The sequence below is a fragment of the Nocardia amamiensis genome (assembly GCF_015477605.1).
In the GTDB taxonomy this organism is placed as follows: domain Bacteria; phylum Actinomycetota; class Actinomycetes; order Mycobacteriales; family Mycobacteriaceae; genus Nocardia; species Nocardia amamiensis_A.
Genome location: NZ_JADLQX010000001.1, coordinates 197,074 through 219,363 on the forward strand (window position 1 = coordinate 197,074; position 22,290 = coordinate 219,363).

19 protein-coding genes are annotated in these 22,290 nt (G+C 67.5%); 11 read left to right on the top strand and 8 right to left on the bottom strand.

Annotation, left to right across the window (positions count from 1 at the left end; genetic code table 11):
• Window positions 1-6: 6 nt before the first annotated feature.
• The 3 genes from IU459_RS00895 to IU459_RS00905 all read left to right on the top strand — a co-directional run bounded on the left by IU459_RS00895 (window position 7) and on the right by IU459_RS00905 (window position 3,569).
• Window positions 7-1,002, top strand: a complete 996-nt coding sequence (locus tag IU459_RS00895; protein ID WP_195127495.1) for an oxidoreductase — start codon at window positions 7-9, stop codon at window positions 1,000-1,002.
• Window positions 1,003-1,217: 215 nt separating this feature from the next.
• Complete coding sequence (locus IU459_RS00900; RefSeq protein ID WP_195127496.1) at window positions 1,218-1,940, top strand: TetR/AcrR family transcriptional regulator; 723 nt, start codon at window positions 1,218-1,220, stop codon at window positions 1,938-1,940.
• 111 nt (window positions 1,941-2,051) lie between these two features.
• A complete protein-coding gene (locus IU459_RS00905; protein ID WP_195127497.1) occupies window positions 2,052-3,569 on the top strand; it encodes an alpha/beta fold hydrolase in 1,518 nt (505 codons plus the stop codon).
• 63 nt (window positions 3,570-3,632) lie between these two features.
• Here the strand turns inward: IU459_RS00905 and IU459_RS00910 are convergent, their stop codons facing one another.
• Window positions 3,633-5,513 carry an ABC transporter ATP-binding protein gene (locus IU459_RS00910; RefSeq protein ID WP_195127498.1) on the bottom strand — a complete coding sequence of 627 codons (1,881 nt, stop codon included), beginning with the start codon at window positions 5,511-5,513 and terminating at the stop codon, window positions 3,633-3,635.
• A 191-nt stretch (window positions 5,514-5,704) separates the two neighbouring features.
• Here IU459_RS00910 and IU459_RS00915 point away from each other — a divergent pair, with 191 nt between their 5' ends.
• From IU459_RS00915 to IU459_RS00935, 5 genes are all read left to right on the top strand, one after another.
• On the top strand, window positions 5,705-8,491 hold the full coding sequence (locus IU459_RS00915; protein WP_195127776.1) for an FAD-binding and (Fe-S)-binding domain-containing protein: 2,787 nt from the start codon (window positions 5,705-5,707) through the stop codon (window positions 8,489-8,491).
• 285 nt (window positions 8,492-8,776) lie between these two features.
• Window positions 8,777-9,697 carry a DNA-3-methyladenine glycosylase family protein gene (locus IU459_RS00920; protein ID WP_195127777.1) on the top strand — a complete coding sequence of 307 codons (921 nt, stop codon included), beginning with the start codon at window positions 8,777-8,779 and terminating at the stop codon, window positions 9,695-9,697.
• 222 nt (window positions 9,698-9,919) lie between these two features.
• Window positions 9,920-10,381 carry a DNA-directed RNA polymerase subunit beta gene (locus tag IU459_RS00925; protein WP_228837226.1) on the top strand — a complete coding sequence of 154 codons (462 nt, stop codon included), beginning with the start codon at window positions 9,920-9,922 and terminating at the stop codon, window positions 10,379-10,381.
• 49 nt (window positions 10,382-10,430) lie between these two features.
• Entirely contained in the window at window positions 10,431-10,748 is a 318-nt protein-coding gene (locus IU459_RS00930) for a DUF397 domain-containing protein (RefSeq protein WP_324198690.1), read from the top strand.
• A 174-nt stretch (window positions 10,749-10,922) separates the two neighbouring features.
• Complete coding sequence (locus tag IU459_RS00935) at window positions 10,923-11,120, top strand: hypothetical protein (protein ID WP_195127500.1); 198 nt, start codon at window positions 10,923-10,925, stop codon at window positions 11,118-11,120.
• Window positions 11,121-11,166: 46 nt separating this feature from the next.
• Here the strand turns inward: IU459_RS00935 and IU459_RS00940 are convergent, their stop codons facing one another.
• The 7 genes from IU459_RS00940 to IU459_RS00970 form a co-directional block, all read right to left on the bottom strand.
• The gene (locus IU459_RS00940) at window positions 11,167-11,913 is read right to left on the bottom strand and encodes a succinate dehydrogenase/fumarate reductase iron-sulfur subunit (RefSeq protein ID WP_195127501.1); all 747 of its coding nucleotides are present in this window, start codon (window positions 11,911-11,913) and stop codon (window positions 11,167-11,169) included.
• A gap of 2 nt (window positions 11,914-11,915) precedes the next feature.
• Window positions 11,916-13,856 carry a fumarate reductase/succinate dehydrogenase flavoprotein subunit gene (locus IU459_RS00945; protein ID WP_195127502.1) on the bottom strand — a complete coding sequence of 647 codons (1,941 nt, stop codon included), beginning with the start codon at window positions 13,854-13,856 and terminating at the stop codon, window positions 11,916-11,918.
• A 24-nt stretch (window positions 13,857-13,880) separates the two neighbouring features.
• Entirely contained in the window at window positions 13,881-14,711 is an 831-nt protein-coding gene (locus IU459_RS00950; RefSeq protein ID WP_195127503.1) for a hypothetical protein, read from the bottom strand.
• A gap of 626 nt (window positions 14,712-15,337) precedes the next feature.
• On the bottom strand, window positions 15,338-15,625 hold the full coding sequence (locus IU459_RS00955) for a hypothetical protein (RefSeq protein WP_195127504.1): 288 nt from the start codon (window positions 15,623-15,625) through the stop codon (window positions 15,338-15,340).
• A 193-nt stretch (window positions 15,626-15,818) separates the two neighbouring features.
• On the bottom strand, window positions 15,819-16,781 hold the full coding sequence (locus IU459_RS00960) for an alpha/beta fold hydrolase (RefSeq protein WP_195127505.1): 963 nt from the start codon (window positions 16,779-16,781) through the stop codon (window positions 15,819-15,821).
• A 332-nt stretch (window positions 16,782-17,113) separates the two neighbouring features.
• Complete coding sequence (locus IU459_RS00965; protein WP_195127506.1) at window positions 17,114-19,069, bottom strand: acyl-CoA dehydrogenase family protein; 1,956 nt, start codon at window positions 19,067-19,069, stop codon at window positions 17,114-17,116.
• 164 nt (window positions 19,070-19,233) lie between these two features.
• The gene (locus tag IU459_RS00970; RefSeq protein ID WP_195127507.1) at window positions 19,234-20,415 is read right to left on the bottom strand and encodes an ATP-binding protein; all 1,182 of its coding nucleotides are present in this window, start codon (window positions 20,413-20,415) and stop codon (window positions 19,234-19,236) included.
• 132 nt (window positions 20,416-20,547) lie between these two features.
• Here IU459_RS00970 and IU459_RS00975 point away from each other — a divergent pair, with 132 nt between their 5' ends.
• The 3 genes from IU459_RS00975 to IU459_RS00985 all read left to right on the top strand — a co-directional run bounded on the left by IU459_RS00975 (window position 20,548) and on the right by IU459_RS00985 (window position 22,230).
• Window positions 20,548-20,805: a hypothetical protein gene (locus tag IU459_RS00975; RefSeq protein ID WP_195127508.1), complete on the top strand. Its 258-nt coding sequence runs from the start codon at window positions 20,548-20,550 to the stop codon at window positions 20,803-20,805.
• Between the two features lie 423 nt (window positions 20,806-21,228).
• Window positions 21,229-21,822 carry a C40 family peptidase gene (locus tag IU459_RS00980; RefSeq protein WP_195127509.1) on the top strand — a complete coding sequence of 198 codons (594 nt, stop codon included), beginning with the start codon at window positions 21,229-21,231 and terminating at the stop codon, window positions 21,820-21,822.
• Window positions 21,823-21,825: 3 nt separating this feature from the next.
• Window positions 21,826-22,230 (top strand): RNA-binding S4 domain-containing protein, encoded by a 405-nt coding sequence (locus IU459_RS00985; protein ID WP_324198691.1) that lies wholly within the window; start codon window positions 21,826-21,828, stop codon window positions 22,228-22,230.
• The last annotated feature ends 60 nt before the right edge of the window (window positions 22,231-22,290 follow it).

The window sequence follows — 22,290 nt, forward strand, 5'->3', positions numbered from 1 at the left end:
GTCGGCATGGAGTTCTGGGCGATGGTGGCACAGGAATCGGATAGCGGGATCGTCCTGACCCGGCGGCAGGTCGACGAGGAATTCCTCGGACCGGGCGACGTGACGATCAAAGTGCACTACTCGAGCGCGAATTACAAAGACGGTTTGGCGATCACCAAGGGTGGCGGCGTGGTCCGCAACTACCCGATCGTGCCCGGCATCGATCTCGCGGGCGAGGTGGTCGAATCGTCCGTCGATGATTTCGCTCCCGGCGATCCGGTGGTCGCGCACGGCTACGAACTCGGTGTTTCCCACAACGGCGGTTTCGCCGAATACGCCAGGGTGCCTGCGGACTGGATCGTCAAGCTCGATCGGCTGAGCCCGCGCGACGCGGCGGCGATCGGCACCGCCGGCTTCACCGCGGCACTGAGCGTGCAGGCCCTGCTGGACCGCGGACTCACGCCGGACGACGGCCCGGTGCTGGTCACCGGCGCGACCGGCGGCGTCGGCAGCGTCAGCGTGGATATCCTGTCGCGCCTCGGCTTCGAGGTCATCGCCTCGACCGGCAAAGCCGGCGCCGACGATCTGCTCAGCGAACTCGGCGCCAATGAGGTGATCGGCCGCCTGCCGGAGGACCCGAGCGCCAAGCTGCGGCCGCTGACCAAAGCCCGCTGGGCCGCGGCGGTGGACAGCGTCGGCGGTACTTCGCTCGCCTACATCCTCAGTGCGATCGGCTATGGCGGCGCCGTCGCGGTCAGCGGTCTCACCGGTGGGTCGGAGCTGCCCACCACCGTGATGCCGTTCATCCTGCGCGGGGTCGCGCTGCTGGGCATCGATTCGGTCAATGTGCCCATCGAGCGGCGTGCCGAGCTGTGGACCAGGCTCGGCGACGAGCTTCGCCCCCAGCATCTTTCGACCCTGGTGAGCTACGCGCCGGTCACCGAGGCGGAGCGGGTGCTGCACTCGATCAAGAACGGGACCCACTCGGGCCGAACGCTACTGGGCGTCGCGGGCGAGTTCTGAAAGTCACGCGAGCGCGGCGTGGTTCGCCGCCGGATCGGCAAACAACAGCACGCCACGAGGCCCTCCCTTCATGCAGCGGACGGTACTCCTGACCGGTGCCACCTAGTAGGTGGTAACGAAGGCATCGCCCCCTTGTGGAACACCGTGCGCAATTTGCCTGACGTGCGCATATGCGAACGACGTGCGCTACGCTCACGGTGACGGAAGGAGTGGGCATGCCCGCGGAGAAACAGCCGGTGGGTTCGGTGTGGACGCGCCCCAGACGCGGCCGCGAACAACCGGCTCTGACCAGGGAACAGATCGTCGCCGAGGCGGTGGCGCTGCTGGACGCCGAGGGGATGGAGGCGCTGAGCATGCGCCAGCTCGGCGCCCGGCTGAACGCGGGCGCCACCTCGCTCTACCGCCATGTGACCAATCGCGACGAGCTGATCGAGCTGGTGGTCGACGAGGTCTACGGCGAGATCAGCGTTCCCGAGATCGGCGATCCGGCGCAGTGGCGCACGGCAGCGCAGGAGTGCGCGCTGAGCCTGCGCGCGATGATCTTGCGCCACCCGTGGATGGCCTCGACGCTCGGTCAGGTGGGGTTGTCCTACTTGGGCCCGAACGTCATGCGGCTCAACGACCGCATGGTCGGGCTGTTCGAAGCGGGCGGCTTCCCCGTCGACGAGGCCGGCGACGGCATCGGCGCCGTGATCAGCTACGTGGTCGGCATGGGCATCACCGAGGCGGCGTATCTGACCCTGCTGGTCCGCAGCGGAAAGACCGAGAAAGAGTGGCTGGCCGAGCTGCGGCCCGCTGCCGAAGAGGCTGCGCGGGAGTTCCCGCGCATCCAAGATGATTGGCACCAGGACCCGGAACAGCGGCGCGAGCAAAAGTTCCGCTATGGGCTGGACCGTGTGCTGGACGGGCTCGACGCGCGCCGTACCACCCGACCGTGACGCCCGGGCTCTGCCCGAGTGGGAAGGGGTCGCTACTGCCGCGGCCCTGATCCGATACGGTTCACTGCGCAACAATCCCGCGTGTTCGCTCCCGTCGAGAGGCGAAGTCTGTTGTCAGCGAAGCTGTTCTGGCGGTCGATATCGGTACTGGCGGTCTCCGCGCTGCTGGCTGTGCCCGCGTACAGCCATGCGGAGCCGGTTGACGAAGCGCACCCCGCCGGGTTGGACCGGTTCTATCAGCAGCGGCTCGAGTGGAAGCCCTGCGGGATCGAGAACCTGGACAAGGCGGGTGGCGAGTGCGCGGATGTACTAGTGCCGCTCGACTACAGCAAACCCGAGGATCGCACGATGATCGTGGCGATCTCGCGGGTCAAGGCTGCGGACGCGGCACGGCGCCGGGGCATTCTGCTGTCCAACCCGGGCGGTCCCGGGGGGCAGGGCCTGGACAGCGTGGATCTGCTCGGTGACGTGCTGTCACCGGAGGTGCTGGCGAGCTACGACCTGATCGGCATGGATCCGCGCGGAGTCGGCGCGTCCGGCCGGACGCGGTGCGGATGGCCGGTCGGCGAGATGGTGCGCTCCGCGGGGCTGGACATGCTGGGATTCGTCCACGACACCGTACAGTCCGCGGGCATGGCCGCGTCCTGCCTGATTCGTGATCCGATCACGATGCGGCAGTTCACCACGCGCAACACCGCGCGGGATATCGATATCGTGCGAGCGGCGCTCGGTGAGCGCACGATCAACTTCTACGGCTTGTCCTACGGCACGTACCTCGGTGCGGTGTTGACCCAGATGTTCCCTGAGCGCCTCGATCGGGTGGTGCTCGACAGCGCGATCGATCCGGACCGGTATTGGACCGGCTTGGTGCAGGACTGGGGTCCGGCAGACGAAATCGCGCTGGACGACTGGGCCGGGTGGGCGGCGGTCCGGGATGGCGAGTTCCGGCTCGGTGCGACTCCGCAGCAGGTGCGAGCCAACATCGAGGAGCTCGTACGGGTCGCCGCCCGTCAGCCGATCGTCATCGATGGATTCGCGATCAACGATCACTGGCTGCCGTTCATCTTGCACGCCTTGCTGACCAATTTCCGGCTCAACGAAGCCTTGGCCGCCACCGTGCGGGAGATCGCCGACGCCGCGGGCGGTCCGCCGACGACGTCGCGCACACCCCGGCTGCGCGCGATCGTGCAGGCGCTGCGCGACGAGGAGAATTCGGCGCTGGCACAGATCGCCTGCGGTGATGTCGGCGCACCGATCGATCCGACCTGGTACTGGCGCAACATCGAAGAGACCCGTGCCACGCAACCGGTGTTCGGCGCACTGGCCGGCAATATCCAGCCGTGCGCCTTCTGGCCGCGGCCCGTGGAACCCCCGACGGTTGTCCGGAATTCCGTTCCCGCACTCATCGTGCAGGCTAGCGGAGATCCGCGGACACCCTATGCCCACGGTCTCCGATTGCACCAGTATCTTTCCGAGTCACGGATGGTCACGCTGCAGGACGTCCGCATCCACATGACCTTCCGGCCCGATCTCAGCAGTTGTGTGAACAGCGCGATCAACGCCTACTTCGGCGCGGGCACATTCCCGGACACCGACATCACCTGCTACGCGAATCCGTCCGCCATCTGACCGGCACCGCCGACCCGGCGATAAGCGCGGGTCAGCGGTGGTTGTGGCGCTGCGCGGCGGCGATCACGCTGCGACGGTCACGGGCTCGTCGGCGAACTGCGTCCGGTACAGCTCCGCGTAGCGGCCGTCGGCGGCGAGCAGCTGGGTGTGCGTGCCGCGCTCCACGATTCGCCCATCCTCCAGCACCAAGATCTGGTCGGCGGCGCGGATCGTGGACAGCCGGTGTGCGATCACCAATGCGGTTCTGCCGTCCAGTGCTTCGGAAAGCGCCTCCTGCACGGCGGCTTCCGAGGTCGAGTCCAGCGATGCCGTCGCCTCGTCCAGGATGACCACCCGTGGCTGCTTTAGCAGCAGACGCGCAATGGTCAGGCGCTGACGCTCTCCGCCGGAGAGCCGGTAGCCCCGCTCGCCGACCACCGTCTCCAGCCCATCCGGCAGCGAGGCGACCAGCTCACGCAGCCGTGCGCGCTCGAGCGCGTCCCAGAGTTCGTCTTCGTTCGCTTCGGGCCGGGCGAGCAGCAGATTTGCCCGGATGGTGTCGTGGAACAGATGACCGTCCTGGGTGACGAGCCCGACCGTCTCCCGCAACGACCGGGTGCTCAGCTCGCGCACGTCGGTGCCGTTCAGCCGCACCGCGCCGCCATCCACGTCGTAGAGCCGGGAAACCAGCTGGGCGATGGTCGATTTGCCCGCGCCCGACGACCCGACCAGGGCGATCAGCTGTCCTGGTTCGGCGTGCAGTGACACCCCGTGCAGTACTTCCACCCCGCCGCGGGTGTCCAGATTCGCCACCTCCTCGAGCGACGCCAGCGAAACCTTGTCGGCCGACGGGTAGCCGAAGCTCACCTCGTCCAGCTCCACGGAAACCGGGCCGTGGGGAACTGGTTTCGCGTTCGGCGCTTCCTCGATCAGCGGTTTCAGGTCGAGCACTTCGAAGACCCGCTCGAAGCTCACCAGCGCGGCCATGACTTCCATCCGGGCGCTGGCCAGCGCGGTCAGCGGCGTGTAGAGCCTGGTCAGCAGCAGCGACAGCGACACGACCGCGCCCGCGTCCAACTGCCCGCGCAGCGCGTACCAGCCGCCGAGCCCGTACACCAGAGCGATCGCCAGCGCCGACACCAGCGTGAGCGAGGTGACGAACACGGTTTGCAGCATCGCGGTGCGCACACCGATGTCCCGCACCCGGCGCGCCCGCAGCGCGAACTCGTCGGACTCCTGCTCCGGACGGCCGAACAGCTTGACCAGCGTCGCGCCCGGCGCGGAGAAGCGCTCTGTCATCTGGGTGCTCATCGCCGCGTTCAACCTGGCAGCTTCCCGCTGCATGTCGGCCAGGCGGTTGCCCATCCTGCGCGCCGGGACCACGAACACCGGAAGCAGCAGCAGCGCGAGCAGCGTGATCTGCCAGGAAATGCCGATCATCACGCCGAGCGTCAGCGCGAGGGTCACCAGATTGGCCACCACGCCGGACAGCGTGTCGCTGAACGCGCGCTGGGCGCCGATCACGTCGTTGTTCAAGCGGCTGACCAGCGCGCCGGTCCTGGTCCGGGTGAAGAACGCGACCGGCATCTTCTGCACGTGGTCGAACACGGCGGTGCGCAGGTCGAGGATCAATCCCTCGCCGATCCGTGCCGACATCCAGCGAATCGCCAGCCCGAGCCCCGAGTCGATCACCGCCAGCCCACCGATCACCAGCGCGAGGATGACCACCACCCGCGGCGCCGCACCACCCACGATGTCGTTGACGACCCGGCCCGCCAGTACCGGCGTGGCCACCGCCAGCAGCGCCGACACCACACTGAACAGCAGAAACGCCCCGATCCGACGGCGATGCGGCGCGGCGAACCGGACGATGCGCTTGGCGGTGGCGAGACGGAACGGTCGCTGTTCCCGCGGCGCGTTGGCCCGCCGGTACATCTGACTCCATGCCACGGATTCGATGCTCACGTTGTTCTCCCTCTCACTCCCACCCCATCAAAGACCTGGCCACCGACACTAAGACCTAAACAATGGTTGAGATCAAGTCGATTCCCGCCACGCGCCGGTTTCGCGCTGAGCAAACGCACGGTGAGGTAGCGCAGCGCCGAAGGCGCTGCTGATCAGACAGAGCCTAGGCTGGCGAGGTGACCGACAACCGGATGGCGGCACTGCGCGGCAGGATCGCGGGCGAGGTCGACACCTCCGAGCGTCGGCGTGCGGAGTACTCCTCGGACGCGTCGAACTACCGGGTTCGCCCGGCCGCGGTCGTCTTCCCGCGCACCGACGAGGACGTCGCGGCCACCCTGGGGTTCGCCAGCGACCACGGCCTTCCGGTAACCGCGCGCGGCGGCGGAACATCCGTGGCGGGCAACGCGATCGGCCCCGGGCTCGTGCTCGATTTCAGCAGGCATATGAACCGGATCGGGGTGATCGATCCGGACGCGCGCGTCGTCACGGTGCAGCCGGGCGTGGTGCTGTCGGACCTGCAGCGCGTCGCTCGGCCACACGGGTTGCGCTTCGGACCCGATCCTTCGACGCAGAGTCGCTGCACGCTCGGCGGCATGATCGGCAACAACGCCTGCGGACCGCGGGCCGTCGCCTGGGGCCGCACCGCCGACACCGTGCGCGAAGTGCGCATCCTGGACGGCACCGGCGCCGAACGAACGCTGGCAGCGGATCTGTCCGCCGTTCCGGGCCTACCGGAGTTCACCAGGGCGCATCTGGCGGTCCTGCGCACCGATCTGGGGCGCTTCGATCGCCAGGCGTCCGGTTACGGCTTGGAGCATCTGCTGCCCGAGCGCGGCGCATCGGCCGCGAAGGCGTTCGTCGGCAGCGAGGGCACCTGCGGCCTGCTGCTGGATGCCACGGTCGAGCTGGTCGCGCTGCCCGCGGCGACCGTGCTCACGGTGCTCGGCTACCCCGACATCGCCACCGCGGCCGATGACGTGGCCGCGGTGATGGCTTGCGCGCCTATCGCGGTCGAAGGCATCGACGCGCGGCTGGTCGATGTGGTCCGGGCGCACCGTGGTTTCGTCCCGGACCTGCCGCGGGGCGGCGGATGGCTGTTCGTGGAGACCGCCGGTGCGACGGCGGCCGACGCGGTGGCCGTCGCACAGCGGTTGTGCCGGACGGCGGGCGCGCTCGACAGCAGGATCGTCACCGATCCCGGTATCGCCGCCGCGCTCTGGCAGATTCGTGCCGACGGCGCGGGACTGGCCGGTCGCACACCGGACGGCCGCCCGGCGTGGCCCGGCTGGGAGGACGCGGCTGTGCCACCCGAGCGGCTCGGCGCCTACCTGCGCGATTTCGCCGCGCTGACCCGTGACCATGGCGTGGACGGGTTGCTCTACGGGCACATCGGCGACGGCTGCATCCACGTCCGGCTCGATCTCCCGATCGTCGACGCGCCACGGCGGTTTCGCGCTTTCCTGTTCGACGCGGCGGAGCTGGTCGTCCGTCATGGCGGCTCACTCTCCGGCGAGCACGGCGACGGCCGGGCGCGCTCGGAGCTGCTCTCGGTGATGTACTCCCCTGCGGCGCTCGACGTCTTCGCCGGATACAAGGCGCTGTTCGACCCCGGCGACGTGCTGAATCCCGGTGTGCTCGTCGCACCGCGCCCGGTCGACGCCGATCTGCGACTCGCCGGGCTCCCCCCGGTCCGAACATCGAACGGTTACGCATTCCCGCGCGACGACGATATCGGCGTGGCGGTTCATCGTTGCGTCGGCGTCGGCAAGTGCCGCGCCGACGGCGGTTTCATGTGCCCGTCCTTTCAGGCCACCCGGGACGAGAAGGACAGCACGCGTGGCCGGGCGAGGGTCCTGCAGGAAGTGGTGCGCGGCGCGCTGCCCTGGTCATCGGAGGCCGTCGCCGAGTCGCTCGATCTCTGCCTGTCGTGCCGGGCGTGCCGGTCGGACTGCCCGGCGGGGGTGGACATGGCCACCTACAAGTCGGAGACGCTGTACCGCCGCTACCGTCGCCGGCCGCGTCCGATTGATCACTACTCGCTGGGCTGGTTACCCCGGTGGCTGACCGTCGCGACTCGGATGCCGCGCGTGGTCAACGCGTTGGCCGGTCGCGCCGCGCTGCGTCGTATGGGTTTGCGCGCAGCGGGCATGGACCCGCGGCGTACCGTTCCGCAGTTGGCGGAGCGCACTTTCCGCCGGATCTGGCGTGATCTGGACGAGGGCGCCTTGCTCGCCGAGTCGGCCTATGCGCCCGAGGAACCGGGCACCGTGACCGGCCCCGGCGACGTGATGCTGTGGGTCGACACCTTCACCGACGCCTTCGATCCGGAGATCGCGCTGGCCGCGGCGCGGCTGCTGACCGCAATGGGCTACCGCGTCCGGATCCCCGAGCGCGGCGTCTGCTGCGGGCTCACCTGGATCAGCACGGGCCAGCTCGACGGCGCGCGCGCACGGCTGCGCGCCACCGTGGCCGCACTGGCGGAACACGTCGCCGCGGGCGGCCTTGTCATCGGACTGGAACCGTCCTGCACCGCGGTCTTGCGTGCCGACCTGCCGGAACTGCTGCCGGATGATCCCCGGTCGGCCGCGATCGCCGCCGCGGTGCGCACCCTCGCCGAATTTCTCGCCGAGCAGCCGAACTGGCGGCCGCCGGCCCGGACGGGGCAATCGGTGGTGGTCCAGCCGCATTGTCATCAGCATGCGATTCTCGGCTTCGAGGCCGATCGCCAGCTATTAACCAGCATGGGCGTGCGCATGATGGAAATCACCGGATGCTGCGGTCTCGCCGGAAACTTCGGCATGCAGGCCGGCCATTACGACATTTCGGTCGCGGTGGCCGAGAACGGCATGCTGCCCGCGCTGCGCGCCGCCGGCGAGAACGCGGTAATTCTCGCCGACGGCTTCTCCTGTCGTACCCAGGCCACTGCCCTGGCCGGACGACGAGGTCGGCATCTCGCGCAATTTCTCTTGGGGCAGTGAGTCTTTCGCGTGCCCGTCGGAGATCGGCGCGGGTGCGCGCCTCGGCTCAGCTGCCGAACGGCAGGGTGCCAGGCGGAATCTGGTAACCCGAGCTTCCCGCGGAAACATTGCCCCAGGCGTTGAGCAACCAGTTGAGCACGTTGGTGATCATCGAAACCTCCGTCATGGCGACTGCCAGCTATTTGCCGATCGAAATCAGTATCGCCCGGCTATCGGCGGCGTTACACGGAGGCGGACACCGGCGCGCGCACCGCACCGGGGCAGAATGATGTGGTGCGCATTGCGATGGCCGAGCCGGGAGCGTGCCGGACCGTGACCGCGGATCGGCCGATCGATCTGGCGAGCACCCTTCCTCCACTCGGCCGCGGCGGCGGCGACCCATGTCACCGGATGACGGGTGACGGCGCGCACTGGCACGCCTCCCGCCTGCCGACCGGGCCGGTCACCTACCGATTGACCCAGTCAGGTCCGTGCGCGGTGCAGGCCCGCGCCTGGGGACCCGGCGCGGCGGAGTTCCTGGACGGTCTCGAGCACATGCTGTGCTTGGACGAAGACGTCTCGGCGTTCGTCCCGGATCACCCGAAGCTCGTCGACGCGCACCGTCGTTTCCCTGGGTTGCGCATGCTGCGTACGGGTTTGGTGTTCGAGGCATTGGTGCCCGCGGTGCTGGAACAGAAAGTGCACAGCATCTCAGCGCGTGCGTCGTGGCGAAAACTCGTGCGGCAGTTCGGCGAACCCGCACCCGGCCCCGCGCCCGAGGGAATGCGGCTGCCACCGGACGCCGATACTTGGCGGCGGATTCCGTCCTGGACCTACCACCGGGCGAACGTCGGCCCGCAGCGGGCGCAGACCATCGTGCGCGCGGCCAGGGTGGCCGACTCGCTCGAGCGCGCGGCGCGAGTCGATCCGGCCGAGGCGGCGCGCATGCTGCGCAGTGTTCCCGGCATCGGGGTGTGGACCGCCGCCGAGATCGCGCAGCGGGCTTTCGGCGACGCTGACGCGCTGTCGGTCGGCGACTACAACCTGGCCGCCACGGTCGGTTGGACCCTGCTCGGCCGCCCGATCGACGACGATGCGATGGTGGAATACCTGGAGCCACTACGCCCGCACCGTTATCGGGCGATCCGCCTGCTGGAAATCAGCGGCCACTTTCACAAACCGAAGTTCGGTCCCCGCACTCCCCTCACCGACCACACCTGGCACTGAGCCAGGTCTTTCGTATATCGGCGTTCTTCATTTTCCCCAGTTTTGCCTATTCTTTATCGGTTTCTCCCACGCTGGACAACGGACACTTGAGTGACCCGCGCCACGTTGAAACCGCCACCGTATTACCCGCACCGGCGCATCGCTCGGAGCCGTCGTAAGGGTTCGGTATGGCTGGCGCACATTGTCGAACCACACAGCAGCAGGGGGTTGTCAGTGGATCAGATGCCACTCGGGGACACACCGCGGTCCAGATGCCAGTTCTATCGGCGGGAATGTGATCTGCCCGCCGTCGTCGACCCTCCCGAACTCGGCCGGATCGTGATGCGCGCCGGATCGGTATGGGCGTTGACGATGCCGAGCAGCTTGGGTCAAGCGGTCAAGGCGCATATGCAGAGCATGAGCGTCCCACTCGGTCCCATCCTCGCGCATCCGCGCTCGAACCGGTGGACGTTCCTGATCACGCCGGACCTGCCCGAAAGCGATGCACGGCTGTTCGCCGAGCTGTTCCGGCTGGATGTGTCGGTCGCCCGTACCGGATCGACCATCGCGTTGCCGTCACCGACGGCGGCGGTGGGCTCGATCCGCCGCTGGATCGTCCCGCCGCGCAACCATTTTCGCCCGTCCGGTCAGGTGGTGGTCGCGGCCATCCGCGCTTGGGCCGACCCGGCGCGGCACCGCCGGTGAAGGCACTCGCCGGGTGCGCGGTCGGGGATCGCTTCGCGGTTGTGTCATCGTGCCCGGCGATCTGCTCGGTTGTACACCGGACAGTGCCGGTGGCGGCGGTACGATCTCGCACGGCGGCACAGACGGCGAGCGAGGGGACATCATGAGCATTCAAGGCAACGCGAACATCGACCTGACCGGCGCTGTATGGCGGAAGGCCGGGGAAGGTTCGGGCAACGACAGCGTAGAGGTTGCTCTGCTCGCGGATGGGCATGTGGGTTTACGCAACGGGAAGGAGCCCGACGGGCCGGTGCTGGTTTTCACGCCGGGGGAATGGGCCGCCTTCACCGCTGGTGTGCACGACGGTGAGTTCGATCGCCCGAAGTAATAACGGCGCGGCCCGGCGGCGACCGAAGAGCTGCCGGGCCAGGGGCCGGGTCTCCTGAAAAACCCTGGTTATGCCGCATGATGTGATCGAATCTGCGCTTAAAGATCACGGAATGACACAGATTCGACAACGAAACCACGTTTGTCCGGGTTGATTCCGGGTAGCCCTAAGTTCGTGGACCGTGGGCTCAAGAGTTCCCATCCCCGGTACAAGAAATTGCGGCCGGGCGATTGGGTGGAATGGCTGATCGTCGCGTTGCTGTTCGCGGTGTCGGCGGTCGGTGTTTTCATCCTCACCAGCTCGGTCCTGACGGCGTTGCTCGTCGGTGTGCTGGTCTGGATTGTGGCCCTCGGTGTAGTGGCAATGCTGTAGGGTGCGCCGACCGGCCGGGGTGACCCGGCCGGTCGTCCGTGGCGTATCAGCGACGAAACAGCTTGTTGCCCAACCAGACCAGCGGATCGTATTTCCGGTCGGCAACCCGTTCCTTCAGCGGGATCAACGCGTTGTCGGTGATCTTGATGTGCTCAGGGCAGACCTCAGTGCAGCACTTGGTGATGTTGCACAAGCCGAGCCCCTGCTCGTCCTGCGCCAAGCCATTGCGGTCGGCGACATCCAGCGGATGCATCTCCAACTCGGCGATCCGCATCAGGAAACGCGGCCCCGCGAACGATGTCTTGTTCTCCTCGTGGTCGCGCACCACGTGACAGGTGTTCTGGCACAGGAAGCACTCGATGCACTTGCGGAACTCCTGCGAACGTTCCACGTCGACCTGCTGCATCCGGTAATCGCCCGGCTTCAGGTCCGCGGGCGGGGTGAACGAGGGGATTTCCCTGGCCTTCTCGTAGTTGAAGGACACATCGGTCACCAAGTCCTTGATCACGGGGAACGTGCGCATCGGCGTCACCGTGATCACCTCGTTCTCGGCGAAGGTGGACATCCGCGTCATACACAGCAGACGCGGACGCCCGTTCACCTCCGCCGAACAGGAACCACACTTGCCTGCCTTGCAGTTCCAGCGCACGGCCAGGTCGGGTGCCTGCGTCGCCTGCAACCGGTGGATGATGTCGAGCACCACCTCGCCCTCGTTCACCACCACGGTGTAGTCGTGCAGTTCTCCACCCTCGAGATCGCCGCGCCATACGCGGAATTTGGCGTCGTAACCCATCGTTACGCCTCTCGCTCCGTCGAATTCCCGGCAGCGGCCGGGTGCCCGGCGAGTTCCGCCGGGGTGTAGTACTTCTCGAGCTCGCCGAGATCGAACAGGGCGAGCAGATCCGGACGCATCGGAACCTGGTCCTTACGCGTCACTGTGACGCCGGGAATCGCGTCGCCTGCCGTGCTGGGATCCATCGCGCAGACCAAGAGTCTGTTGCGCCAGTCCGGATCCATCGACGGGTGGTCGTCCCGGGTGTGGCCGCCGCGGCTCTCGGTGCGCAGCAGCGCGGCCTGTGCCACGCATTCGCTGACCAGCAGCATGTTCTGCAGATCCAGCGCGAGATGCCAGCCCGGATTGAACTGGCGGTGCCCCTCCACGGTCACGTGCCGGAATCGGTCGCGCAGCTCGGCGAGTTTCCCGATCGCTTCCCGCACCTCGTGTTCCTTGCGGATGATGCCGACCAGGTCGTTCATCGACTGCTGCAGGTCGGTGTGCAAGGTGTAGGGGTTCTCGCCGTTGCCGTCCGTGGCGGGATCGAAGGGCGCCAAGGCGGCCTTCGCGGCCTTCGAGACGTCGTTCTCGGAGACCGACGGCCGGTCGGCGAGGCCCTCCACGTAAGAGGCGGCCCCGAGTCCGGCCCGGCGGCCGAATACCAGCAGGTCCGACAGTGAGTTCCCGCCGAGCCGATTCGACCCGTGCATTCCGCCGGAACACTCGCCCGCGGCGAACAGGCCGGGCACCGTGGCCGCGCCGGTGTCCGGGTCGACCTCGACTCCGCCCATCACGTAGTGACAGGTCGGCCCGACCTCCATCGGCTCCTTGGTGATGTCGACGTCCGCGAGCTCTTTGAACTGGTGGTGCATCGACGGCAGCCGCCGCACGATCTCCTCGGCGGGCATCCGGGACGCGATATCGAGGTAGACGCCGCCGTGTTCGGTGCCGCGGCCCGCCTTGACCTCCTCGTTGATCGCGCGTGCGACCTCGTCACGCGGCAGCAGGTCCGGGGTGCGGCGCGCGGAATCGTTGTCGCGCAACCACTGATCGGCCTCCTCCTCGGTCTCGGCGTACTGTCCCTTGAAGACCGGCGGAATGTAGTCGAACATGAACCGCTTGCCCTCGGTGTTCTTCAGTACCCCGCCGTCACCGCGCACGCCCTCGGTCACCAGGATGCCCTTCACGCTGGGTGGCCAGACCATGCCGGTCGGGTGGAATTGCAGGAACTCCATGTTGATCAGCGTGGCGCCGGCCCGCAGCGCGAGCGCGTGCCCGTCGCCGGTGTACTCCCAAGAGTTCGAGGTCACCTTGTACGACTTGCCGATCCCGCCGGTCGCCAGCACCACCGCCGGGGTCTCGAACAAGATGAAGCGGCCGGATTCGCGCCAGTAGCCGAACGCGCCGGAGATCCGGTCGCCGTCCTTGAGCAATTCGGTGATGGTGCACTCGGCGAACACCTTGATCCGTGACTCGTAGTCGCCGGTCGCCGCGAAATCCTCCTGCTGCAGCGCGACGATCTTCTGCTGCATGGTGCGGATGATCTCGAGGCCGGTCCGGTCGCCGACGTGGGCGAGCCGGGGGTAGGTGTGGCCGCCGAAATTGCGCTGGCTGATCCGGCCGTCGGCAGTCCGATCGAACAGGGCCCCATAGGATTCCAGTTCCCACACCCGCTCGGGTGCCTCCTGGGCGTGCAGTTCGGCCATGCGCCAGTTGTTCAGGAACTTGCCGCCCCGCATCGTGTCCTTGAAATGGACCTGCCAGTTGTCTTTCTCGTTGGCGTTGCCCATCGAGGCGGCGCAGCCGCCCTCGGCCATCACGGTGTGCGCCTTACCGAACAGCGACTTGCACACCACCGCGACAGACAGCCCGTGCTCCCTGGCCTCGATCACCGCACGCAGTCCGGCGCCGCCCGCTCCGATCACGACGACGTCGTAGTTGTGCCGTTCTACTTCTGCCATGCAGAGAACTCCTCAGTGAGGCGGTCAGTCGATGAACCGCAGGTCCGAAATCGTGTTGCTGGCAACCAACATGACGTAGAAGTCGGTCAGCACGAGCGTGCCGAGGGTGGTCCAGGCCAGCGCCATGTGCCGGGTGTTGAGCTTGGAGACCTGGGTCCAGAACCAGTAGCGCACCGGGTGCGCGGAGAAGTGTTTGAGCCGTCCGCCCGCGATGTGCCTGCACGAGTGGCACGAGAGGGTGTAGGCCCAGAGCAAGATCACGTTGCCCAGCAGCACGATATTGCCGAGACCGAAACCGAAACCGCCGGTCTTGCCGTGGAACGCGGCGATGGCGTCGTAGGTGTTGATCACCGAGACAATCAGGGCCACATAGAAGAAGTAGCGGTGCGCGTTCTGGATGATCAGTGGCATCCGGGTCTCGCCGGTGTACTTGCCGTGCGGCTCGGCCACGGCGCAGGCGGGCGGGGAGAACCACACCGAGCGGTAGTAGGCCTTGCGGTAGTAGTAGCAGGTCAGCCGGAAGCCGAGCAGGAAAGGCAGTGCCACGAACCCGAGTGGCAGGATCGCGGGCAGCTCGCCGAAGGGGGTGCCGAAATGGCTCGAACCCTCGACACACGAGGTGCTCAGGCACGGCGAGTAGAACGGGGTCAGATAGTGGTAGTCCGGAACCCAATATGCCGTGCGCACATACGATCTGATCGTCGCGTAGATGACGAATCCGGCCAGTCCGAGCACCGTGAACAGTGGCGGGATCCACCATCGGTCGGTGCGTAGCGTGCGTTCGGAGATCCTGGCTCTTGTTCTGCTGAAGACGCCGGTGCCCGTGTCCGGGGCGGCGGTGGGTGCGGCACTCACTGGGATGCCTCGCTGATCTTGTGTGCGGGTGGCCATCGTTACCTCCGCAATCGAATGTGATGCTGAGCACCATACGACACCCCCGCTATGGCGTGAGCAGGGTCCCGGCAATACGAGCCGGGCGAGATGCTAGTGATTTGCGCCACATCTACGGCGGAATCGGCTCGTGGTCGCACGCGGTGAATGGGCCGCAAACGGGTCGAACTCGACTGAGCCGGAACGGGTTCAGCGCACGTGCGCGGCACGGAATCGGGCTCGAATGGCGGTATCCGAGGTGTGTGCCGGGGTGGTGAGCCCGACGTGGTCTTGTGCGTAGATCGGCTGTCTATACGGCGTCAGACCTGGACCTGCTCATGTGAGCGCAGACGGAGCGAGATCCTCGGTAGATAGTTGCCGCCGGTCGGCTCCGCGACAGGGCGACCTTCATATGTGGTGGTCTTCCGGCGGCGGCCCGCCGATCCGATCCGGATCGAGCCGGCGTCCCCGCCCGCGCCCAAGGCGGATGAGCAACCGCTCCGGAACCTGGTCGGCGCAGCGCGCACTGCACAGGCACGCGGATCTCCACGCACGCCGATTCGCGGGCCCACTCCGGTTATCTCTGGGCCCGCGAAATCGGTGCCGGCGTCCTAGGTGGTTCGCGGACGGGAGTGGAAGCCGAGCCCCTCGTCCTGCGCGCCCATCCACGCGGCCTCGTCGGACTTGCTGTCCGGAACGTAGATGACGTCCTGCGGCCGGCGCCGCACCTCGGGAGGCGGTGACTGCTCGAGTTCCTCGGCGTCGATGACCAGGCGCTCGAGGTCGTTCTCCAGCCGGCGCACGGGACTCGCGTCGCCGTACTGGTCGCGCAGTACGCCGATGGATTGCCGGAGCTGGCCGACCGCGTAGCGTAGTTCCGCAAATTCGCTGCGTGTCATCGATACCTCCTGTATTCCCTGGCGGACATGCGAACTCGGTAGTAAGTGCGTGGTTTGCCCGCCTGCCTCGGACCGCACGTCACCGAGCTGTGTGACCCACCACACAACGTGATCTACAACACAGTACCGAAAGATTCGGGATCTGGCTCGTACCCGGCCGGAAATCAGCGATTGCCGACCGGTTGCCTGACGGTCAGCCCGCGGCGGCGTAATCGGCTGTCGCCCGCATCGTGGCGAAGGCGCGCTCGATCAGCCCGACGATGGACAGCGCGACCTCTTCGGCCCGCTCCAGCATGACGCTGTGTCCGGCCCCTTCCAGGCGCACCAGCTCGGAACCGGCCAGCTGGGACGCCAGCGCCACCGAATGCGCGAACGGGACGAGGATGTCCGCCGAGCCCGCCAGCACCAGCGCGGGAATGGCGCCGAGCCGGTGCAGGGTGGCCGTCTCGTCGAAGGCGAGCAGCGAGTGCAGGAAGCTGCACATGGTCAGCAGTGGGGTGTCGTTCAGCATCGCCGTGGCCAGCGCGGCCATGCGCGGGTTCACCTTCCCGGTGCCGAAGTTTGCCTCGCGCAGCACGGGCGCGACCAGGCGGCGGGTCAGCCGCTTGGACGCCTGCATCACGCGCGGTGCGCGGGTGACGGCGGCCTGCAGCGAGCTCACCGCGCGCCGGTTCAGGAAGCGGGCGAGCCCGGCTTCGGTGATGCCGTTGGACGCGCCCGCCAGCAGTCCGACGCCGGCGATCCGCGTGCCGATGGCTTCCGGGTAGAGCCGGGCGTAGGCGAGCACGACCATCGCGCCCATCGAGTGGCCGACCAGGATCACCGGACCGGTCGGGGCGATCGTCCGCAGCACGGTGTCCAGGTCGTGCCCCAGCTGGTCGATGGTGTAGGTCGACGGGTGTCCCGCGCCGGATGCACCGTGGCCGCGGTGGTCGTAGAACACCATCCTGGTGTCGCTTCGCCATTGCCGCAGCAGTTGGTCGCGCAGGTAGGACCAGGAGTCGCTGCGCAGGCAGTGGCCGTGCACGAAGACCACGGTCGCGGGGGCGTCGTCGGCGCCGAAGACGCGGACCGCGAGAGGGACACCGTCTGCGGCCGCCACCGTGACGCGGTGGCCGTCGTAGTCCGCGGCTCGGCGGGCGATGGTCGTGGACATGGCACTCTCCTGTGGGCGAGAAGCCTCGTCTGCGCTTCTTGCCCGGTTTTCGGTGAGATTTTCCGCGTCGTTAACGCCCCATACCTGCCGTTATGGACACGTTGCCCAACCGAGGCTGCCGATCGATCCGGTGGTCGCGGCCGCGCTCGCCAGGAAAATCTACGAAATGATCGGCCGCACGCTAGATTTCGGTAGATAACCCGATCATTCGCCGATCCGGAGAATCTGCGGGTTTCTACGGATAATCCGATACTGCCGAATAGTGCCTGAGCGACGGCCGCCGCCACGGTCGGTCCCCGCGCTACCGACCGTGACGGCGGTCTACCGCGCGATCACGCCTCCGCGCGGCTGCGGGTCGAGGACAGGAACGGGCGCAACAAGTTCGCCTCGGTCGACGGACCCATCTGCCACTCCGCGATCCACGGCCCGGTTCCCTCGCTGGGATCGAGCACACCCTCTTCCAGCCACTGGTAGCGGCCGTCGAGCACGCCGCGGGTGAGGGTGCGATCGTCGTCGTCGGTGTTCTCCCACAGCTCGTCGAACAGCTTGCGCACGCGCAGCCGCGACTGCCTGCAGAAGGTGTCCGCCAGCTCTTCGGCGGCCTTGGCCTCCGGCGCGCCCGCGGTGCGCAATGCCTGGGCGCGCACGCAGGCCGCGGACATGGCGAACAGCTCCGCGCCGATGTCGACGATCCGACCGAGGAAGTTCTGCCGGTATTCCAGGCCGGCCTGCCAGCGGCCCATCGCGTACATCAGCGACCGGGCCTGCTTGCGCGCACTGCGTTCGACGAACCGCAGATGACGCGCGAGCACGCCGAATTCGGTGTAGGCGGCCGGTACCGTGCCCGCTCCGACGGCCAGCTGCGGGAACCACTTCGCATAGAAGCCGGTCGCGCCGACCGCCGCCTTCGCCTTGTCCTTGAACTCGGCCTTGCGGTCCACCAGAGCGCCGGCGGCCGCCATGTGCGCATCGGCCATCTCGCGGGCGATCAGCAGCCGCATGATCTCGCTGGAGCCTTCGAAGATGCGGTTGATCCGCAGATCGCGCACCAATTGCTCGGCGGGGACGGCGCGCTCGCCCCTGGCGGCGAGCGAGGCGGCCGTCTCGTAACCGCGGCCGCCGCGGATCTGCACGAGTTCGTCGGCGATCTGACAGCTCATCTCGCTGGCCCACAGCTTGGCCAGCGCGGCCTCGATCCGGATGTCGTTGCGCGCCTCGTCGCACATGGTGGCCGACAGGTCCAGCGCCGCCTCCAGCGCGAACGTGGTGGCCGCGATGAACGCGATCTTCTGGCCGACCGCCGCGTGCTCGCCGACCGGCCTGCCCCATTGCACCCGCTGCGCGCTCCACTCCCGCGCGATCTTCAGCGACCACTTCGCGGCCGCGGTGCACATCGCGGGGATGGCGAGCCTGCCCGCATTGAGCGTGGTCAGCGCGATCTTGAGGCCGTCGCCCTCGCGGCCGATCAGGTTGCGCTTGGGCACCCGGACGTCGTGCATCCTGGTCAGGCCGTTCTCGATGCCGCGCAGACCCATGAACGCGTTGCGCCGCTCCACGGTGATGCCCGGCGAGTCCGCTTCCACGACGAACGCCGAGATGCCGCCGCGATGCCCCTCGCTCTTGGGCACCCGCGCCATCACCACCAGCAGTTCGGCGACGACGCCGTTGGTGGTCCACAGCTTGACGCCGTTCAGGATGTAGGCCTCGCCGTCCTCGGTCGGCGTCGCGGTGCTGGCCATCCGGGCCGGGTCGGAGCCGACGTCGGGCTCGGTGAGCAGGAACGCGCTGACCGCGCCCGCCGCGCAGCGGGGCAGGAACTCCGCCTTCTGCTCGGCGGTGCCCGCCAGCTTCAGCGGTTCCGGCACGCCGATGGACTGGTGTGCCGAGAGCAGGACGCCGAGGCTCGGGTGCGTGGAGCCGACCATCATCAGTGCCCGGTTGTAGCCGAACTGGGAAAGCCCCTGGCCGCCGAACGATTGCGGGATTTTCAGGCCGAAGCAGCCGAGATCGGCCAGCGCTTTGACGTACTCGTCCGGAATCCGGCCCTCGGCTTCGATCGCCAATCCGTCCATGGACTCGCACAGCGTCCGCAGCCGGGACAGGAACGCCTCGCTGTGCGCGGCGTCCTCGGGGCTGGGCTGCGGGTACGGATGGATCAGATCGAGCCGGAACCGTCCGAGAAACATCTCCTTGGCGAATGACGGCTTGGCCCAGGTGGTTTCGCGGGACTCCTCGACCAGTGCGCGGGCCTGTTCTTCGGTGGCGTCGACTTTCGCGGCTGTCGCCATGGTGTCCTCCCTCGGAGGTGATCAGGATCACATTCGAGTGTAGGAGACTTTGTTACCCGTCGGTAGGGCTCTTGGTCGACAGAAATCTATGAATATCTATTGATCTTGTAAGAGGGGCGAATAGTCGGCAATCGACAGCTGAGCTCCTGGCTGCCGACTGGCGTTCAGACCGAGCGCAGATAGCGGCCGAAGTGCGGCACGGTGAAGCCGATCGTGCCGCGCTCGGCGGAGTAGATGAGGCCCTTCTTGATCAGCCCGTCGCGGGCGGGCGACAGCGAGGCCGGCTTGCGCCCGAGCTCGTTGGCCACCGCCGCCGTCGCCACCGGGCCGTCGTCTCCGGCCAAGTCCGCCATGGCCCGCATGTACTCGCGTTCAGCGGGCGTTGCTCGCTCATAGCGAGAACCGAAGAACCCCACCGCCAACTCCTCCTCGGCGGCAGGAGAGGCAACCTCGACGTCTTCGGCCGTGATCGGGCTCTCCGGCGCCTGGTCCCAGGCCGCTTTGCCGTAAGCCTGCACGAAATAGGGGTAACCATCGGCCTTTTGGTACAGGGCGTCCAGGGCGCCGTCGGTGAACTTCACGTTCTCGCGCTGCGCGGGCGCGATCAGCGCTTGATCCGCGGATTCCCGGTCCAGCCGGTCGATGCGGTGATAACTGAACAGTCGCTCGGAGTAGCTCTTCGAGGCGGACAGCACCGCGGGTAAATGCGGCAGACCCGCGCCGACCACGATCAGCGGCGCGGCGTCCTGACTCAATTCGTGGCAGGCGCCGCAGATCGCGGAGATGTCGGCGGGGCCGAGGTCCTGCATCTCATCGATGAAGATCGCGACGCCGACGCCGATGTCGGCGGCCAGCGCGGCCGCCTCGACCAGCAGCTCCACCAGGTCGATCTCGATGTCGCCGGAATCGGCCCGCCCGCTCACCGCGGGCACGTCGATCCCGGGTTGCCAGCGCTCCCGCATGCCTTTGTCCGCGGTGGCCCGCAGGGCGAAAGCCTTGAGGATGCCGAGGAAGTCGTCCACCCGTTCCGGATTGCGATGCGCCATGGCGATCGCGCGCGCCGCCATGTGCAGTGCCGAGGACAGCGGTCGGCGCAGTTCCTGATCCGGCCGCGCCTCGATCTTGCCGGTACCCCAACCGCGTGAGATCGCGGCGGAGCGAAGCTGATTGAGCAGCACCGTCTTTCCGACACCGCGCAGGCCGGTGAGCATGACGCTGCGTTCCGGGCGACCACGCGCGACGCGTTCGAGCACGATGTCGAACGCGGTGAGTTGCTTGTCGCGCCCGGCTAGTTCGGGTGGGCGCTGTCCCGCTCCGGGTGCATACGGATTCCGCACGGGGTCCATGCCCCGACACCGTAGCCGTCAGGTCCACATAATCTGGGCACATCTACGGCGTGTCCTAGAGAGCCTTAGCGGTCCGTATTGCACTATTGCTCTCGCCGTCGGCCCGCCGGGCCGACGCGAGAAGGGAGGGTCATGTCCGACGAACCAACCCCGGGCGGCACCGCCGAGGTGGTCGAGTCGTGGAATGTTCCCGCGGGCGCCACGGTGGCCCAGCGCATCAGATCGAACATCTTGGTCGCGATCGAACGCGGTTACGACGATCCCCAGTTGGTCGCGGACCTCGCGGTCGGTCCGCTGGTGATGGCGCTCGGCAAACTCGAGGTGGAGCTGGCCGACGCACGGCGCCGACTCGACGAACTGGAGCGCGTGATCCGCGGAGACCGATCCTGAGTACGGCGCCGCGGATCGGACTGGGTTGTCCATTCGGTGATCCGTCGCGCTCGCCGAGATCTGGTTGTGACCCTCCGAGCCTGCCTGCTTTCCCGCGGCCGTCCACGGCTTCCCGCGGTGATCGCAAAGACGCAGCTCTGTGCGCTGGACAACACCGCGCCAACACCGTAATCTCTTCGTGACTTAGTGGAACCAGTCGCTTCGTAAGAGAAACGGCGCCATTAGTTACCGCCTAAACGGCAGTCGAGCCAACCGGTCTCGGCAGTCGTACCGAGGACTCGGAGGATCGTTCCGGGTCGGGCCGTTCTCCCGGTCCGAACTCGGTCGGCGGGAGCGTAGCAAGATCGGAGACGTAACTCGGTGGGTAAACACAGCTTGCAGCGGGATTCTCGGGTTCCGAATTCCGTCAAGGGTGCGATTGTCATGGGTGCGGTGGCCGCCACCGGCGCCATGCCCGCGATTCCGGCCATGGCCGCGACCATCAACGTTCCCGGTGTCGGCAACTTCGACGTTCCGCAGGAATGGGAACAGCCGGTCCAGCAGCTCAATCAGCAGATCCAGCAGGCGCTCGCGGCCGTTCCCGCCGCCCCCGCCCCCGCGCCCGAGGCGCAGGTAGCTCCGCAGCTTCCTGGTCTCGCGCCGGTGATGCCGGGTCTGTTCGCCCAGCCGAGCAGCCCGGGTAACATCGCCCTCGACGCCGCCAAGACCAAGGTCGGCGCCCATTACTCCTGGGGCGCCGCAGGTCCCAGGGCCTTCGACTGCTCCGGCCTCGTCCAGTGGGCGTTCCGCCAGGCGGGTGTCGAACTCCCCCGCACCAGCTTCGAGCAGTCGCACGTCGGCGCGCCGGTCGCCTACCACGAGTTGCAGCCGGGCGACATCGTCGTCACCAACGGCGGCGGTCACGTCGGCATCTACGCGGGCGACAACAAGCTTCTGAATGCGGTCCAGTCGGGTACGCCGGTGTCTTACACCCCGCTGCGCCCCGACATGGTGGTCACCGCACGCCGTATCGTCTAACGAGTGGCCCGCGCCGAAACCGGCATCCAGAGCAGCGCGACCCAGGCCCGCGTCGATTCGTGGACCTGGGCCGTGCGCCTGTTCAAAACCAGGTCCGCCGCCGCGGAAGCATGTCGCGGTGGGCACGTGCGGGTGAACGGCTCGACGGCCAAGCCCGCACAACATGTGCGTCCCGGTGACGAGGTGCGCATCCGGTCAGGCGGTCTCGAGCGCATTGTCATCGTGGAGCGAATCGTCACCAAACGCGTCGGCGCCCCGATCGCCGCGCAGTGTCTGATCGATCGCAGTCCACCGCCCCCGCCCCGGGAAATCGTGGCGAGCATGCCCCGGCGCGATCGCGGTACAGGGCGACCCACCAAGCGTGAGCGGCGTGAGACCGACCGTCTCCTTGGCCGGGCTGATCACTGAACAAGCCTGCGACCGCTCGTGGCGCATTGCTGACACCGCGTTGTCGGCGGGACGACCGTC

What these genes read in the sequence shown, in the direction of transcription:
- IU459_RS00895 (WP_195127495.1), top strand. Translation starts at nt 7, where the DNA reads ATGGAGTTCTGGGCGATGGTGGCACAGGAATCGGATAGCGGGATCGTC.
- IU459_RS00900 (WP_195127496.1), top strand. Translation starts at nt 1,218, where the DNA reads ATGCCCGCGGAGAAACAGCCGGTGGGTTCGGTGTGGACGCGCCCCAGA.
- IU459_RS00915 (WP_195127776.1), top strand. Translation starts at nt 5,705, where the DNA reads ATGGCGGCACTGCGCGGCAGGATCGCGGGCGAGGTCGACACCTCCGAG.
- IU459_RS00920 (WP_195127777.1), top strand. Translation starts at nt 8,777, where the DNA reads ATGGCCGAGCCGGGAGCGTGCCGGACCGTGACCGCGGATCGGCCGATC.
- IU459_RS00925 (WP_228837226.1), top strand. Translation starts at nt 9,920, where the DNA reads ATGCCACTCGGGGACACACCGCGGTCCAGATGCCAGTTCTATCGGCGG.
- IU459_RS00940 (WP_195127501.1), bottom strand. Translation starts at nt 11,913, where the DNA reads ATGGGTTACGACGCCAAATTCCGCGTATGGCGCGGCGATCTCGAGGGT.
- IU459_RS00945 (WP_195127502.1), bottom strand. Translation starts at nt 13,856, where the DNA reads ATGGCAGAAGTAGAACGGCACAACTACGACGTCGTCGTGATCGGAGCG.
- IU459_RS00955 (WP_195127504.1), bottom strand. Translation starts at nt 15,625, where the DNA reads ATGACACGCAGCGAATTTGCGGAACTACGCTACGCGGTCGGCCAGCTC.
- IU459_RS00960 (WP_195127505.1), bottom strand. Translation starts at nt 16,781, where the DNA reads ATGTCCACGACCATCGCCCGCCGAGCCGCGGACTACGACGGCCACCGC.
- IU459_RS00965 (WP_195127506.1), bottom strand. Translation starts at nt 19,069, where the DNA reads ATGGCGACAGCCGCGAAAGTCGACGCCACCGAAGAACAGGCCCGCGCA.
- IU459_RS00970 (WP_195127507.1), bottom strand. Translation starts at nt 20,415, where the DNA reads ATGGACCCCGTGCGGAATCCGTATGCACCCGGAGCGGGACAGCGCCCA.
- IU459_RS00975 (WP_195127508.1), top strand. Translation starts at nt 20,548, where the DNA reads ATGTCCGACGAACCAACCCCGGGCGGCACCGCCGAGGTGGTCGAGTCG.
- IU459_RS00980 (WP_195127509.1), top strand. Translation starts at nt 21,229, where the DNA reads ATGGGTGCGGTGGCCGCCACCGGCGCCATGCCCGCGATTCCGGCCATG.